The sequence below is a fragment of the Aurantimonas coralicida DSM 14790 genome (assembly GCF_000421645.1).
GTDB classification, from domain to species: Bacteria; Pseudomonadota; Alphaproteobacteria; order Rhizobiales; family Rhizobiaceae; genus Aurantimonas; species Aurantimonas coralicida.
This window is the reverse complement of record NZ_ATXK01000008.1, coordinates 132481-147120: the sequence shown is the minus strand read 5'-3', so window position 1 is coordinate 147120 and position 14640 is coordinate 132481. Positions and strand designations below refer to the sequence as shown.

Sequence of the window (14640 nt, the reverse complement as noted above, 5' to 3'; positions counted from 1 at the left end):
AGTTTCAATGGGAGGAAAGACAATGACGATGATGAAGATTGCGGCCCTTGCGGCCGGGTTCTCGATGCTGCTTTCGGGCAGCGTCTCTGCACAGACGGTGACGCTGGCCTCGACGGTGCCGGACAACGGCGTCAACAAGGTGGTCGTCGAGGCCCTGAAGGCCGAGCTCGCGACGGCCGCCCCCGACATGACGCTCGACATCTTTCTCGACGGGACGCTGGGGGGCGAGAACGAGCTGATCGATCTCGTGCGGATCGGCGAGACCCAGATCCACATGGGCGTCATCCACGCATCGGAATATTTCCCCGAGCTCGACGCGACGCTCGTTCCCTATCTGCTGCCCGACTATGACAGCGTCCAGCGGTTCCTCGACGGGCCGGTCGGCGACAAGATGAAGGCGGCACTGGAGGAAAAGGGCAACGCCAAGTTCCTCGGCACCTATTACCAGGGCGCCCGCTGGGCCACCTCGAACACCGCCTTCACGACCCTTCCGGAGCTTGAGGGCATCAAGATCCGGATGCCGGAAATCCCGCTGTGGATCGACATCTGGTCGGGCATGGGCGCGGTGACGACGCCGATGCCGTCGCCGGAAGTGTTCTCGGCGCTCCAGACCGGCGTCATCGACGCCCAGGAGAACATGCTCAGCAACATCTACGGGCGGAAGATCTTCGAGGTGCAGAAGTACCTCATCGCCACGCGCCACCAGCAGAGCTACGTCACGGTGATGGCCAATCTCGACTTCTGGAACGGTCTCGACGCGGCGCAGCAGGAGGCGCTGCAGAGTGCGATCGATGCGGCCACCGAGGCCGGCAGCGACGCGGCCGTGGCCGAGAACGAGCGGATCATCGGCCTGATCGAGGCCGCCGGCGTCGAGACGGTCGAGCCGAAGCCGGAGTTCCGCGAGAAGGCGCTGCCGGTGATCAAGGCCGCCGCCGACAAGATCCTTGCGCCCGGCGTCTACGACGCGGCGATCGAGGCCGTCGACGGTGCTGGAGGCGAGCCGACGGGCACTGCCAAATGACACGGGTCACGACCCTGGTGACGAGGGCGGCAGACGCCCTCGTCACCATCTGCTTCGCGGGGTTCTTCATCGCCGTCCTCGCCCAGATCGCCTACCGCTATCTCGGCATCAACCTCGTCTTCAGCGAGGAACTGGCGCGGCTGCTCAACCTCTATGTCGTTTTTCTCGGGCTGGTTCTGGTGACGGTGCGCCACGGCCATATCCGCATCGACCTGCTCGACCGCATTCTGGGGCGAAACCGCCTGACCGACACGCTCTACCGGTTCCAGCTGCTGGCCGCCTTCGTGTTCCTGTGCGCGCTGACTGTCGGCGCCTTCCAGCTGATGGTGGCGAACTGGCCCTATCCGCTGGCCACCATGTCCTTCGTCAGCCAGGGCACCGTCTATCTCGCGCCCTTCCTCGGCGGGGCGGCGGCCGCGATCATCACGGCGGTCCACTTCGTCACGCCCGGCCGGGCCGATCTCATCCACGCCGAAGCCGAAGACGGGGAGGCCTGATCGATGGTTCCGGGTTTCCTCTCCATGGCCGTGCTCATCGTGCTCCTCGTTCTGGGGATCGGTGCCGGCTACGCTCTCGGGCTCGCCGGGCTCGGCTATTTCGCCGTCACCCGCGGCCTCTTCGACATTCCCTATGCGATCGTCACGCAGCGGCTCGTCGCCGGCGTCGATTCCTTTCCGCTGCTGGCGATCCCGCTGTTCATCTTCGTCGGCCATCTGATGAACGATTCCGGTTCGACGACGCGGCTGTTCAACTTCGCCAATGCGCTGGTGGGGCACGTCAAGGGCGGGCTCGCGCAGGTCAACATCGTCGCCAGCATGCTGTTTGCCGGCATGTCCGGCTCGGGGGTCGCCGATGCGGCGGGCCTCGGCGCCATGGAAGTGCGGGCGATGCGCGAGGCCGGATACGACGACAAGACGACGATCGGCGTCACCGTCGGCTCCTCGTTGATCGGCCCGATCATCCCGCCGAGCATTCCGGCCATCCTCTACGCGGTGCTGGCCGGCGTCAGCGCCAGCGACATGCTGCTGGCCGGCATCGTGCCGGGCATCCTGATGGCGCTTGCCCTGATGGGCCTTGCGGCGATCTTCGCGCGCACTCGCGGACTGCCGTCCGGCCGGTTTCCGGGGGGCAGGGCGCTCGGCAAGGCGTTTCTGGGTGCCTTCGCACCGCTGTTGACGCCGGTGATCCTGCTGTCGGGAATCTTCGCCGGCGTCTTCACCGCGACCGAAGCGGCGGCGGTGGCCGGCCTTTGGGCGTTCCTCGTCGCCACGCTGCTCTACCGGAGCCTGGATTTCAGGGCGGTGATCGGCGTTCTGAAGCGGACGGCCTACGACACGGCGGTCATCTTCTTCATCCTCGGCTGCTCGTCGCTCTTCGCCTGGATCCTCACGCGGGCCCGGGTGCCCGACACGCTGGCGGTCTGGCTGTCCGGTGTGACGCAGAGCCCAACGCTCATGATGATCATGATGATCGTCTTCCTGCTGTTCATCGGCTGCTTCATGGCCGTGTCGGTGGCGATCAACGTCTTGACGCCAATCCTCGTGCCGATCGCCATCGCCTTCGGCTTCGACCCGGTCCATTTCGGCATCGTGTTCATCATGATCCTCGTCATCGGCGAGGCGACACCGCCCTTCGGCATGGTGCTGTTCGTCATGACGAAGGTGGCTGGGGTCAGCTACGAGAAGGTGGCGGCCGCAGCGCTGCCTTGGCTGGGCGCCATCCTCATGGTCGTGCTGCTGGTCGCGGCGCTGCCTTCGCTGGCGCTCTGGCTGCCGGCCCTCATGGGCTAGGCGGGTGGCGGCCCGACGGATCGCCTGCCGGGCCTTGCCGGACCTCAGCGCGTGCGGGCGGTGGCGACGGCGCGCTTCATGTCGGCCGGGGCGACGACGCCGGGGAAGAGCACCGTGCCGACCAGATAGGCCGGGGTGCCCATCAGCCCGAACCCCTCGGCCTGCTGGTTGTTGCGCTGGAGGATGCCCTCGATGCGTGCCCGATCGGCCTCATAGGCCCGCTTCAAGGCCGCCACGTCGAAGCCTGCCCGGGCGAGGATGTCCTCGACCTGGTCGGGCGTCAGATGGCCGGGCGTCGCCATCAGCGCGGCCTGTGCCTTGGCGTAGTGCTTGCCGGCAGCCAGGGTCAGCCGGGCGGCCAGTACCGAGGCCGGGCCGAAGACCGGCCAGTCCTTCATGACGTGGCGAATGTTGCCGTCCTCGCGCACGAGGCGGGCGACGTCGGGATGCGCCTTCTTGCAGTAGGGGCACTGGTAGTCGAAGAATTCGGCGATGGTCACGTCGCCCTTCGGATTGCCGAGGACCGGGATCTGAGGGTCGAACAGCACCGCCTCCGGCGACATCGGGTCGGTCGGCGCCGCGTTCGCTGCGCGCGGCAGCAGCGAGACCGTGCCGGTGGCGAGGAGCGCTGCCATCAGGTGGCGGCGGTCGAGGCTGGGGCGGGTCATGCGGCAGGGTCCCTGTCGGTGTCGGCGACCTGCGGTGCGGACTCGGGGCCGAGCACCACGACGCGGGTCTTGGGCGGCACGCGCCGGTTCAGGTCGATGACGTCCTGGTTGAGCATGCGGATGCAGCCCGACGACACGGCCTTGCCGATCGACCATTCCTGGTTGGTGCCGTGGATGCGGTAGAGCGTGTCGCGGCCGTCCTTGAATAGATAGAGCGCCCGGGCGCCAAGCGGGTTCTCGATGCCGCCCTTCATGCCGTTGCGCAGCTCGCCGCCGTATTTCTCCGGCTCGCGCTTGATCATGTCCTGGGTCGGGGTCCAGCGCGGCCAGGCCGCCTTGCGCTGGATCAGCGCCTCGCCGGTAAATTCCAGCCCGGCCTTGCCGACACCGACGCCGTAGCGCATTGCCTTGCCGTTCTCCATGACGAGATAGAGGAAGCGCTGATACGGATCGACGACGACCGTGCCCGCCGGCTCGCTGGTATCGTAATCGACGATCTGGCGGATGTTGCGGGACTCCATCGCGGTGGGGGCGACGGCGGGAATCTGCCAGCCATCGTCCAGCACCGGCCCATACATCTCGGCAACGCGCGGATCGACCGGCGGCTTGGGCTGGGCGTAGGCGAGCTGCCGGGTGGGTTCGCCGCTGGTGGAGCAGGCGCCCAGCGCCAGTCCGAGGAGGGTGATCGCGACGGCGCGGGGGACGGTTTGGATCATGCGGTCTGTTCCTGAAATGCTGTAAGGCGTAGGGCGCCTCGTCAGACCGGGTGGTCGGTCGCCAAGCTTAAGGCAGCCTTAAGCTGGATCGGCAGGATCGCCGCCGTGGCAGAACCGCAACGGAGCAGGCATGCGCATTCTGATCGTCGAGGACGACGAGATCCTGGGGAACGGCCTGAAGGTCGGACTGGGCATGAGCGGATTCACCTCCGACCTCACCGATTGCTGCCGCGATGCGGAGGCGGCACTGGCCGTCGGAGGCTTCGACGCCGTCGTGCTCGACGTGATGCTGCCGGACGGGTCGGGCCATGACATTCTCGCGGCCATGCGCCAGCGCGGCGACACCACGCCGGTGCTGCTCCTGACCGCGCTCGATGCGCTGCCGGACCGGATCCGCGGTCTCGACGGCGGCGCCGACGATCATCTGGGCAAACCCTTCGCACTGGACGAGGTGGCGGCGCGGCTGCGGGCGCTGATCCGCCGGGGGACCACACGCGCCGAGCCCTTCCTCGAATGGGAGGGGGTGCGGGTCGATCCGGCCGCCATGGTGGCGACGCAGGACGGTGTGGACATCCGCCTGTCGCGGCGCGAATTCGCCGTCCTCCACGCGCTGATCCAGCATCCCGGCGCGATCCTGTCGCGCAGCCAGCTCGAGGACAAGCTCTACGGCTTCGACGAGGGCGTCGAGAGCAACGCCGTCGAGGTGCATGTCCACAAGCTGCGCGCCAAGTTCGGCAGCCGCTTCATCGAGACGCTGCGCGGGGTCGGCTACCGGCTGCGCAGGGCCGATTCATGAGAGCGTCGCTGAAGGGCCGGCTGTTCGTCCTGCTTCTGGTCTCCACCGGCTTCATCTGGCTGTCGGCGACGGCCTGGATCTACGCCAGCACGCGGGCGGAGGTGGAAGAGGTGCTCGACGCCCGGCTGATGGAGGCGGCGCGCATGGTGTCCTCGCTGGTCGGCAGCCGGCAGATCGATCTGGCAGCCGCGGCCGAGTTGGGCACCTCGGACCTGCCCGCCTTCACCCAGGCCGGCCAGAGCTACGAACGACAGCTGTCCTGCCAGATCTGGTCGCTGTCCGGCTCGCTGCTCGGCCGGTCGGACGGCGCCCCGCAGCAGCGCCTGTCGGACCATGGATCGGGCTTCGCGGAGCGGCAGATCGACGGCGAGACCTGGCGGGTGTTTGCCGTGCGCAGCGCCGAGACCGGCGTGGAGGTGCTGGTCGGCGACAGTCTGGAAGTGCGGGCGCGGCTGGTGCGCGACATGGTGACGGGCCTGCTCCTGCCGATGATCCTGATTGCGCCGGCTCTGGCGCTGATCATCTGGTTCGCCGTGCAGCGCGGCATGCGCCCGCTCGACGAACTGGCCGGCACGCTGGCCGGGCGCAGCGCCGACGAGCTGCATCCGCTGCCGGCGGAGGGAAGCGTCACGGAGATCCGCCCGATGGTGGCGGCGCTCAACGGGCTGTTCGACCGGGTGGGCCGGGCCCGTCGGAGCGAGCGGCAGTTCCTCGCCTATGCCGCCCACGAATTGCGCACGCCTCTGGCCGGGCTGAAGACCCAGGCCGAGATCGCCACGCGCAGCCCGGATGCGGCGGTGCGCGACGTTGCGCTGACGCAGATCACCACCGCCGTCGACCGGACGTCGCGGCTGGTGCAGCAGCTTCTGGCAAGCGCCGAGGCCGAATGCGTCGATGTCGACGGTGCGCCAACGCCGGTGGAGCTGCGCGACATGCTCGCCGATCTCCTGACCGATCAGGCGGCACGGCTGACGGCGAAGGGCGGGCGGCTCGATCTCGATGCCTCGCTCTCGGACATTCAGATATCCGCGAATCCGACCTTGCTGGCGCTGGCCCTGCGCAATCTGGTGGAGAACGCGGTCAACCATTCGCCCGAGGGAGGGACGGTCCGCATCGCCCGCAGGGGCGAGGCGATCCTTGTCGAGGACGAGGGGCCCGGCCTGCCGGAAGACGAACTCGCCCGCGCGACCGAACGCTTCTTTCGTGGCCGGAACCGCGTCGCAGTCGGATCGGGACTGGGGCTCAGCATCGTCGCGCAATGTGCCGAGCGGCTCGGCGGTACGCTGTCGCTGGCCAATCGCGACGAAGGAGGCCTGCGCGCCACGCTCGGCGTTCCGGGTCTGGCCGCCTGATTGCGATCGGTCGCGCGGGGCAGGGCTCGGTGCGATCAGTGGGGCCGGGCGGCGCCCTGGTTGCGGCCGAGGCGGATGGCATGGCGAATGCTGTCGAGGAGGGCACTGTCGACGAGCGGCTTTTCCAGAAGCTGCATGACGCCGGCCTTCCGGGCGCGGCGGCGCAGGGTTTCGGTGGCGTGGCCGGTGATCAGGATGATGGGCAGCGTCAGCCCTTTCGCCCGCAGGGCGTCGAGCACGTCGAGGCCGTCCATGCCGGGCATCTGGTAGTCGAGGACGAGGCAGCAGGCTGCGCCGAGATCGTCGTGCAGCAAGAGCTCCTCGCCGGTGCCGCAGAGGCTCACGGAGAGATCGTCCAGTTCCAGCGCGAATTTGAGGGATTCACGCACCGCCAGATCGTCGTCGACCAGAAGGATCAACCGCTTTTCTTTCCTCATGCGAGCTGCTCCGGCACCATCGTCGGCAACCGCCCCTGCCGCGCCCAATTGGTCCATTAGGCAAACGGTCGGCACGCATGCCTTGATCTCGCGCAAGAGGGCGACGAGGCCGGCGGTGCCGGGTCTCGCTTGATCGACCGCAAGGCACGGATACGGCGGGCCGCTACAGCTCGTGCATGCGAAAAGAGGGCGCTGCCGTGATCGTCACCCTGACCATGAACCCCGCTCTCGACCTGACGACCTCGGTCGACCGGCTGCTGCCCGAGGCCAAGCTGCGCTGCGGGCCTGCCCGCCTCGATCCGGGCGGCGGCGGGGTCAATGTCGCCCGGGTGATCGGCGCGCTGGGCGGCGGGTCCCGCGCGATTCTCACCGCCGGCGGGACCATGGGGCAGGCATATCGGGAGCGCCTCGCCGACGAGGGGCTGGAGACCCGGGCCATCGCCATTGCCGGCGAAACCCGGCTGAACATCACCGTCGCTGAAACCGACACAACCGCCCAGTACCGGCTCGTCCTGCCGGGACCCGAGCTTGGCGAAGCCGAATGGCGGGCCTGTCTCGACGCGGTCGATGCCGATCTGGTGCCCGGCGGCTTCGTCGTCGCCAGTGGCAGCCTGCCGCCGGGCGTGCCCACCGATTTCTATGCGCGCATCGCGGCGGCCGCGAAGAGGCGCGGCGCCCGCTGCGTGGTCGACACGTCGGGTCCTGCGCTGGCGGCGGCGCTTTCGGAAGGTGTCTTCCTCGCCAAGCCGAACCAGCGCGAGTTCTGCGAGCTGACGGGCGTGGCGCCCGCCGACCGGCAGGGACAGGAACAGGTGGCGCTCGACATGGTCCGGCGCGGGGCGGCCGAGATCGTCGCCCTGACCCTCGGGGCGGAGGGCGCCGTCATCGCCTCGGCGTCAGGGCTGCTCACGATCCCTCCCGTCAGTGTGGAGCCGCAGAGCGCAGTCGGCGCCGGCGACAGCTTCGTCGGCGCCTTCGTTCTCGCGCTTTCGCAGGGCCAGCCGCTGGCAAACGCCGCCTGCCTCGCTTCTGCCGCCGGCGTGGCGGCGCTGCTGACGCCGGGAACGGAGCTCTGCCGCGAGGCGGACGTGCGGCGGATCGACTGCGAGCTCGCCGCCCGCATGGGGCTGAAGACGCCGGACGACGCGCGCCAGCGCGTGCCCTCAGCGAAGTGATCGGTGCAGGCTGCGGCAGATTGCAAGCGGCCGGGATAATCCCGCAACTTGACCACGAGGCCGGCACGGTGGAAGTGTCGGTCATCGACGAGGGATACAACCTCCAGCACCTGCCGGCCGCGATCTGTCCATGGAATCCGATATCGAGCCAGAACCGCGGATCACCTGCGGGAACGCGGAGAATGCCCTGCGGGCGCTCCAGGCGGCGGGCGTCGGCACGTGGCGGTTCGATCCGGTTGCCGGCACCATCAGCCTCTCGCAGATTGCCGCCGAGCGCTTCAAGACTGGCGTCGATGTCCAGCCGCTGACGGCGCTTCTGGGCCGGCTCCACCCCGAGGACCGCGCCATTGCCGAGCAAGCGTTCGGCGCTGCCGTACCCTTCGGCATCGACATCGACGTGCGATCGATGGCGGCAAGTGGCAGGGAGGAATGGCTGCGGCTGCGCGGCCGCGCCATCGAGGAGGTCGGCGGAGGCTCGGCGATCCATGGCGTCCTCGCCGACATCACCTCCCGCAAGGCGGCCGAGAACGCCAACAACCGCCTCGCGGCGATCGTCGCCTCGGCGGACGTGGCGATCATCGGCAAGTCGCTGGACGGCCTCGTCACCGACTGGAACCGCGGCGCGGAGGCGATCTTCGGCTACAGCGCGGCGCAGATCGTCGGCCAGCCGATCACCATGCTCTTGCCCGAAGGCCAGGAGGACGAGGAACGTGTCTTCATGGAGCGGCTGCATCGCGGCGAGCGGGTCGAGCATTTCGAGACCCGGCGCCGCCGCGCCGACGGGCAGATCATCGACGTCTCGCTGACCGTCTCGCCGGTGTGGGACGCGGCCGGCCGGCTGGTCGGCGCCTCGAAGGTGGCGCGCGACATCACCACCACCCGCCGCGCTTTGACCGAGCTGGCCGAGCGCGAGGCCCGCCTGCAACTGGTGCTCGACACCGTGCCCGACGCGATGATCGTCATCGATACGGCCGGCATCATGCAGTCCTTCAGCGCCACCGCCGAGCGGCTGTTCGGCCATCGGCCCGACGAGGTCATCGGCCGCAACATCAGCATGCTGATGCCGTCGCCCTATCGCGAGCAGCACGACCATTATCTCGCCCGCTACCTCGCCACGGGGGAGCGGCGGATCATCGGCATCGGCCGAGTCGTCGTCGGCGCCCGCAAGGATGGCTCGACCTTTCCCATGGAACTGTCGGTCGGCGAGATGCAAAGCGGCGAGAACCGCCTGTTCACCGGTTTCGTGCGCGATCTGACCGAGCGACAGAACACCCAGCGGCGCCTGCAGGAGCTGCAGGCGGAGGTCATCCACATGTCGCGCTATACCGCGCTCGGCGAGATGGCCTCGACGCTGGCGCACGAGCTGAACCAGCCGCTGACGGCGGCCGCGAACTACCTGAAGGGCGCGCGCCGGCTGCTCGACGGCGGCGACGCCGACAACCTGCCCACCGTGCGCGACGCCATCGACCGCGCGGCGGACCAGGCGCTGCGGGCCGGGCAGATCATCCGCCGGCTGCGCGACTTCGTGGCGCGGCGCGAAAGCGAGCGGCGGATCGAGAACCTGCCGACGCTGATCGAGGAGGCCAGCGCGCTGGCGCTGGTGGGGGCGAAGGAGACCGGCGTGCGGGTGTCCTTCGACTTCGCCCCCGAAGCCGCGCTGGTCCTGGCCGACAAGGTGCAGGTGCAGCAGGTTCTCCTGAACCTCATCCGCAATGCGGTGGAGGCGATGCAGGAAACGCCGCGCCGCGAACTGGTCGTCGTCACCTCGCTCGGCGAGGACGAGATGGTACGGGTGGACGTCACCGACACGGGCACGGGGATCGCCGCGGATGTGGCGGAGCACCTCTTCCAGCCCTTCGTGACCAGCAAGGCGCAGGGAATGGGGGTCGGCCTGTCGATCTCGCGGACCATCATCGAAGCCCATGGCGGGCATCTGTGGGCCGAGCCGAACCCGGACGGCGGCACGATCTTCCGGCTCACCCTGCGCAGCGCCCGGATGAAGGAGGTCGAGGATGGCGAATAATGCCGTCGTGCACGTCATCGACGACGATGCGGATGTGCGCCAGTCGCTGGCCTTCCTGCTGGCGACGGCCGGACTGGCGGTGCGGGTCTACGATTCGGCGACCGCCTTCCTCGCCTCGCTCGAGGGACTGCAGCCCGGCTGCATCGTCAGCGATGTGCGCATGCCGGGGATCGACGGGCTGGAGCTGCAACGGCGGCTGAAGGGCCTGGGCGTGATGCTGCCGGTGGTCATCATGACCGGCCATGCCGACGTGCCGCTGGCCGTGCAGGCGATGAAGGAGGGCGCCGTCGACCTGGTCGAAAAGCCCTTCGACGACGAAATCCTGCTCGAAGCGATCCACACGGCGCTGGAACGCTGCAACCACCAGGGGGGACCCGACGGCGACACCGCCCGGATACAAGGACGCCTCCAGTCGCTGTCGCCGCGCGAGCGGCAGGTGCTGGACGGGCTGCTCGCCGGCCATCCCAACAAGACCATCGCCTACGATCTCGGGCTCAGCCCGCGCACGGTGGAGGTCCACCGGGCCAATGTCATGACCAAGATGGAAGCCTCCAGCCTGTCCGAGCTGGTGCGGATGGCGGTGCGCGCCGGCGCGCTGACGGACGGGTAGGGCGTATCCGATGCGCCGCTCGCACCATCCGCCGGCGGGCTGGTATGGGCGACGGCGATCCATCGCGCGATCTGTGCACGGCGCGTCACCATTGCGGAGCGCAGCCGCGCCCTTCATCTGGACGCCATGAAGGGCGGCGAGAACCCGCTTGCCGGGCTGCATCCGACGCAGCCGGACCGGTGCCGGCCAAGCGTCGCTCGCGAAAGGACTGAACCATGCGTATCACGATGATCGGTGCCGGCTATGTCGGCCTCGTCTCGGGGGCCTGCTTTGCCGATTTCGGCCATGAGGTCGTCTGCGTCGACCGCGATCCGGCGCGGCTCGAACTTCTGGAACTCGGGCGCATGCCGATCTACGAGCCGGGGCTGGACGAGCTGGTGGCGCGCAACGCCGTGCAGAAGCGGCTGCGCTTTTCCAGCGATCTTGCTGCTTCGGTCGCGGGCTCCGACGTGGTGTTCATCGCCGTCGGCACGCCCTCGCGGCGCGGCGACGGCCATGCCGACCTCTCCTATGTCTACGGCGCGGCCGCCGAGATCGGCCGGGCGCTGTCCGGCTTCACCATCGTCGTCACCAAGTCCACCGTGCCGGTCGGCACCGGCGACGAGGTGGAGCGGATCATCCGCGAGGTGAACCCGGACGCCGACGTCGCCGTCGTCTCCAATCCGGAATTCCTGCGCGAAGGCTCGGCCATCGAGGATTTCAAGCGGCCGGACCGGGTGGTCATCGGCACCGAGGACGAGACCGCGAAGGCAATGATGTCGGAGGTCTACCGGCCGCTCTCGCTGAACGCGGCGCCGGTCTATTTCACCTCGCGCCGTACGGCAGAGCTGACGAAATATGCCGCCAATGCCTTCCTCGCCATGAAGATCACCTTCATCAACGAGATCGCCGATCTGTGCGAAAAGCTCGACGCCGACGTCCAGGACGTGGCGCGCGGCATCGGCATGGACGGGCGGATCGGCTCGAAATTCCTGCATGCGGGGCCGGGCTATGGCGGATCGTGCTTTCCCAAGGACACGCTGGCGCTGGTCAAGACCGCCCAGGATGCCGAAAGCCCGGTGCGGCTGATCGAGACGACGGTGTCAATCAACGACCAGCGCAAGCGCTCGATGGCGCGCAAGATCGTTCAGGCCTGCGGCGGATCGGTGCGCGGCAAGACGATCGCGGTGCTTGGCCTGACCTTCAAGCCGAACACCGACGACATGCGCGACGCGCCGTCGATCTCGATCATCCAGGCGCTGCAGGACGGCGGCGCCCGGGTCGTGGCCTATGATCCTGTCGGCATGGAGCAGGCCCGCGCGGTGCTCGACGACGTCACCTTCGCCGAGGGGATCTACCAGGCGGCCGAGGGCGCCGATGCGCTGGCCATCGTGACGGAATGGAACGAGTTCCGCTCGCTCGACCTGGCGCGGCTGAAATCCCTGATGACCCACCCGGTGATGGTCGATCTGCGCAACGTCTACAACAAGGAGACGGTGACCCGCGCCGGCTTCAGCTATGCCGGCGTCGGACGCCCGCGCGGGAGCGACGCGGATGCGCCGGTCCGGTCCGCCGAAACCCGCGCCGTTTGACACGCGACCCCGCAGCGATGGATAGCCCTTCGGCAAGACCACGCCACCCGGCCGGACCGGCCGGGGCGATCGCGACCGGAGGTGCCGCTATGCGCCAGGACAAACGGGACCAGGGCACGATCGCCGTCATCGGGCTGGGCTATGTCGGCCTGCCGCTGGCGGTGGAGTTTGCGCGGCAGCGCAAGGTTCTGGGCTTCGACATCAGGGCCGCGCGGATCGCCGAGCTGCAGGATGGCTGCGACGCGACACTCGAAGTCGATCCGGCCGATCTGCAGGCAACGGCGGACAATCTCGCCTTTTCCAGCGATCCGGAAGCCCTGTCGGCCTGCAGCATCTTCATTGTGACGGTGCCGACGCCCATCGACAAGGCCAACCGTCCCGATCTCGGGCCGCTGATACGGGCGACGGAATCGGTCGGCCGGGCACTCTCGGCCGGTGCGCTGGTGATCTACGAATCGACCGTCTATCCGGGCTGCACCCGCGACATTTGCGCGCCGATCCTGGAACGTCTGTCCGGGCTGACACTGAACCGCGACTTCTTCCTCGGCTACAGCCCGGAGCGCGCTAATCCGGGCGACCGCCAGCACCGGCTGACGACGATCACCAAGGTCACCAGCGGCTCCACCCCGGAGGCCGCCGAGACCGTCGACCGGCTTTACGGCACGATCGTCACCGCCGGCACCCACAAGGCGCCGTCGATCGAGGTGGCGGAAGCCGCCAAGGTGATCGAGAACACCCAGCGCGACCTCAACATCGCGCTGATGAACGAGCTCTCGATCGTCTTCCAGCGGCTCGGCATCGACACGCTCGACGTTCTGGCGGCCGCCGGCACCAAGTGGAATTTCCTGCCGTTCCGGCCCGGGCTCGTCGGCGGTCACTGCATCGGCGTCGACCCGTATTACCTGACCCACCGGGCGCAGGAGGTCGGCTATCATCCCGAGGTGATCCTTGCCGGGCGGCGGATCAACGACCGGATGGGGCACCATGTGGCCGACCAGGTGGCGCGTCTGATGATGAGCCGCGGCCTGCCTGTCGTCGGCAGCCACATCCTGATCATGGGCATCGCCTTCAAGGAAGACTGCCCGGACATCCGCAATTCGCGGGTGATCGACCTCGTCCGCGACCTCAGGCAGTTCAACGCCGTGGTCGATGTCTGGGACCCCTGGATCGCGCCGGAGGAATGCGAACGCGAATTCGGCTTTGCCTGCCTGACCGAAGCGCCCAATCCTGCCACCTATGACGGGATCGTGCTGGCCGTCGGCCACCGCCAGTTTGCCGCCATGGGCGCGGAGGCGATCAGGGGGCTGGGCCGGGAGAACGCGGCGTTCTACGATGTGAAGGGCGTCTTTGCGCGCGAGGAAACGGACGGGCGGCTCTGATGACGATCCTGGTCACCGGCAATGCCGGCTTCATCGGCTTCCATGTCGTGCGGCGCCTTCTGGAGCGCGGCGACGATGTCGTCGGCTTCGACGTGGTCAACGACTATTACGACCCGGCGCTCAAGGAAGCCCGGCTGCAGGTGCTGGAAGAGACGGCGGCGCGTTCGAGCGGGCGCTACAGCTTCGTGCGGGCCAATCTTGCCGACCGCGACGCGGTGGCGGCCTGCTTTGCGGCGCATCGCCCGGACCGGGTGATCCATCTCGCGGCCCAGGCCGGCGTGCGCTACTCGCTGGAAAATCCCCATGCCTATGTGGAATCCAACGTCGTCGCCTTCACCAACATCCTGGAAGCCTGCCGCCATGGCGGGGTCGGGCACCTGACCTATGCCTCGACCTCGAGCGTCTACGGCGCGGACACGGCGATGCCGTTCTCCGAGCACCAGAGCGTCGATCATCCGCTGCAGTTCTACGCGGCCACCAAGCGCGCCAACGAGCTGATGGCGCATTCCTACAGCCATCTGTTCCGGCTGCCGACGACGGGACTGCGCTTCTTCACCGTCTATGGCCCGTGGGGCCGGCCGGACATGGCGCTGTTCCTGTTCACCCGGAACATCCTCGAGGGCCGGCCGATCCCGCTGTTCAACGGCGGCAACCATACCCGCGACTTCACCTATGTCGGCGACATCGTCGAAGGGGTGATCCGCACCAGCGACAACCCGGCCGCGCCGAATGCCGACTGGAACAGCGACCGGCCCGATCCGGCGACCAGCAATGCGCCGTTCCGGCTGTTCAACATCGGCAACAATTCGCCGGTGAAGCTGCTCGACTACGTCGAGGCGCTGGAAGAGGCGCTGGGCCGCAAGGCCGAATGCCAGCTCCTGCCGCTGCAGCCGGGCGATGTGCCCGACACCTTTGCCGATGTCAGCGAACTGGAACGGGCCGTCGGCTACCGGCCGGCGACACCGGTGAAGGAGGGCGTTGCGGCCTTTGTTGCATGGTACCGCGACTATTACCGGGTCGCCGCTGACGTCTAGCGAGGGCAGGGCGCTCCATCCGGCCCTTGGGGGAGATGCCGGCGAAGATCGCACCCTTGCAGGGATCC

The 14640-nt window shown here is 68.3% G+C and carries 14 protein-coding genes; 11 read left to right on the top strand and 3 right to left on the bottom strand.

Features of this window, described 5'->3' with window-relative positions:
• Positions 1-22: 22 nt before the first annotated feature.
• Genes H536_RS0116405 through H536_RS0116395 form a run of 3 tightly spaced genes read left to right on the top strand, consistent with a single transcriptional unit; the run spans position 23 to position 2811 of the window.
• On the top strand, positions 23-1021 hold the full coding sequence (locus H536_RS0116405; protein ID WP_024351510.1) for a TRAP transporter substrate-binding protein: 999 nt from the start codon (positions 23-25) through the stop codon (positions 1019-1021).
• Positions 1018-1518 (top strand): TRAP transporter small permease, encoded by a 501-nt coding sequence (locus H536_RS0116400; RefSeq protein ID WP_024351509.1) that lies wholly within the window; start codon positions 1018-1020, stop codon positions 1516-1518. Before H536_RS0116405 ends, H536_RS0116400 begins: the two co-directional genes overlap by 4 nt.
• A gap of 3 nt (positions 1519-1521) precedes the next feature.
• The gene (locus H536_RS0116395) at positions 1522-2811 is read left to right on the top strand and encodes a TRAP transporter large permease (protein ID WP_024351508.1); all 1290 of its coding nucleotides are present in this window, start codon (positions 1522-1524) and stop codon (positions 2809-2811) included.
• 44 nt (positions 2812-2855) lie between these two features.
• On the opposite strand, the gene H536_RS0116390 is transcribed toward H536_RS0116395, so the two are convergent.
• Together H536_RS0116390 and H536_RS22735 are read right to left on the bottom strand one after the other, a co-directional pair.
• Positions 2856-3479 (bottom strand): DsbA family protein, encoded by a 624-nt coding sequence (locus H536_RS0116390; protein ID WP_029703437.1) that lies wholly within the window; start codon positions 3477-3479, stop codon positions 2856-2858.
• A complete protein-coding gene (locus H536_RS22735) occupies positions 3476-4195 on the bottom strand; it encodes a L,D-transpeptidase (RefSeq protein ID WP_024351506.1) in 720 nt (239 codons plus the stop codon). Before H536_RS22735 ends, H536_RS0116390 begins: the two co-directional genes overlap by 4 nt.
• Positions 4196-4325: 130 nt before the next feature.
• On the opposite strand from H536_RS22735, the gene H536_RS0116380 reads away from it, so the two are divergent.
• The gene (locus H536_RS0116380; RefSeq protein WP_009209219.1) at positions 4326-4991 is read left to right on the top strand and encodes a response regulator transcription factor; all 666 of its coding nucleotides are present in this window, start codon (positions 4326-4328) and stop codon (positions 4989-4991) included.
• Positions 4988-6343: an ATP-binding protein gene (locus H536_RS0116375; protein WP_024351505.1), complete on the top strand. Its 1356-nt coding sequence runs from the start codon at positions 4988-4990 to the stop codon at positions 6341-6343. Before H536_RS0116380 ends, H536_RS0116375 begins: the two co-directional genes overlap by 4 nt.
• A gap of 35 nt (positions 6344-6378) precedes the next feature.
• Here the strand turns inward: H536_RS0116375 and H536_RS0116370 are convergent, their stop codons facing one another.
• Entirely contained in the window at positions 6379-6780 is a 402-nt protein-coding gene (locus H536_RS0116370; RefSeq protein ID WP_024351504.1) for a response regulator transcription factor, read from the bottom strand.
• Between the two features lie 197 nt (positions 6781-6977).
• Here H536_RS0116370 and H536_RS0116365 point away from each other — a divergent pair, with 197 nt between their 5' ends.
• From H536_RS0116365 to H536_RS0116340, 6 genes are all read left to right on the top strand, one after another.
• The gene (locus tag H536_RS0116365; protein WP_024351503.1) at positions 6978-7955 is read left to right on the top strand and encodes a 1-phosphofructokinase family hexose kinase; all 978 of its coding nucleotides are present in this window, start codon (positions 6978-6980) and stop codon (positions 7953-7955) included.
• 130 nt (positions 7956-8085) lie between these two features.
• A complete protein-coding gene (locus tag H536_RS0116360) occupies positions 8086-9978 on the top strand; it encodes a PAS domain S-box protein (protein WP_024351502.1) in 1893 nt (630 codons plus the stop codon).
• Positions 9968-10588 (top strand): response regulator FixJ, encoded by a 621-nt coding sequence (gene fixJ / locus H536_RS0116355; protein ID WP_024351501.1) that lies wholly within the window; start codon positions 9968-9970, stop codon positions 10586-10588. The genes H536_RS0116360 and fixJ overlap by 11 nt, the downstream gene beginning before the upstream one ends.
• A gap of 215 nt (positions 10589-10803) precedes the next feature.
• Positions 10804-12159 carry a UDP-glucose dehydrogenase family protein gene (locus tag H536_RS0116350; protein WP_024351500.1) on the top strand — a complete coding sequence of 452 codons (1356 nt, stop codon included), beginning with the start codon at positions 10804-10806 and terminating at the stop codon, positions 12157-12159.
• An 89-nt stretch (positions 12160-12248) separates the two neighbouring features.
• Positions 12249-13538 (top strand): nucleotide sugar dehydrogenase, encoded by a 1290-nt coding sequence (locus H536_RS0116345; RefSeq protein WP_024351499.1) that lies wholly within the window; start codon positions 12249-12251, stop codon positions 13536-13538.
• On the top strand, positions 13538-14572 hold the full coding sequence (locus H536_RS0116340) for an NAD-dependent epimerase (protein WP_024351498.1): 1035 nt from the start codon (positions 13538-13540) through the stop codon (positions 14570-14572). The genes H536_RS0116345 and H536_RS0116340 overlap by 1 nt, the downstream gene beginning before the upstream one ends.
• Positions 14573-14640: the final 68 nt, after the last annotated feature.

Excerpts from the sequence above, each read along its gene's own strand:
- H536_RS0116405 (WP_024351510.1), top strand. The coding sequence starts at position 23 with ATGACGATGATGAAGATTGCGGCCCTTGCGGCCGGGTTCTCGATGCTG.
- H536_RS0116400 (WP_024351509.1), top strand. The coding sequence starts at position 1,018 with ATGACACGGGTCACGACCCTGGTGACGAGGGCGGCAGACGCCCTCGTC.
- H536_RS0116395 (WP_024351508.1), top strand. The coding sequence starts at position 1,522 with ATGGTTCCGGGTTTCCTCTCCATGGCCGTGCTCATCGTGCTCCTCGTT.
- H536_RS0116390 (WP_029703437.1), bottom strand. The coding sequence starts at position 3,479 with ATGACCCGCCCCAGCCTCGACCGCCGCCACCTGATGGCAGCGCTCCTC.
- H536_RS22735 (WP_024351506.1), bottom strand. The coding sequence starts at position 4,195 with ATGATCCAAACCGTCCCCCGCGCCGTCGCGATCACCCTCCTCGGACTG.
- H536_RS0116380 (WP_009209219.1), top strand. The coding sequence starts at position 4,326 with ATGCGCATTCTGATCGTCGAGGACGACGAGATCCTGGGGAACGGCCTG.
- H536_RS0116375 (WP_024351505.1), top strand. The coding sequence starts at position 4,988 with ATGAGAGCGTCGCTGAAGGGCCGGCTGTTCGTCCTGCTTCTGGTCTCC.
- H536_RS0116370 (WP_024351504.1), bottom strand. The coding sequence starts at position 6,780 with ATGAGGAAAGAAAAGCGGTTGATCCTTCTGGTCGACGACGATCTGGCG.
- H536_RS0116360 (WP_024351502.1), top strand. The coding sequence starts at position 8,086 with ATGGAATCCGATATCGAGCCAGAACCGCGGATCACCTGCGGGAACGCG.
- fixJ (WP_024351501.1), top strand. The coding sequence starts at position 9,968 with ATGGCGAATAATGCCGTCGTGCACGTCATCGACGACGATGCGGATGTG.
- H536_RS0116350 (WP_024351500.1), top strand. The coding sequence starts at position 10,804 with ATGCGTATCACGATGATCGGTGCCGGCTATGTCGGCCTCGTCTCGGGG.
- H536_RS0116345 (WP_024351499.1), top strand. The coding sequence starts at position 12,249 with ATGCGCCAGGACAAACGGGACCAGGGCACGATCGCCGTCATCGGGCTG.
- H536_RS0116340 (WP_024351498.1), top strand. The coding sequence starts at position 13,538 with ATGACGATCCTGGTCACCGGCAATGCCGGCTTCATCGGCTTCCATGTC.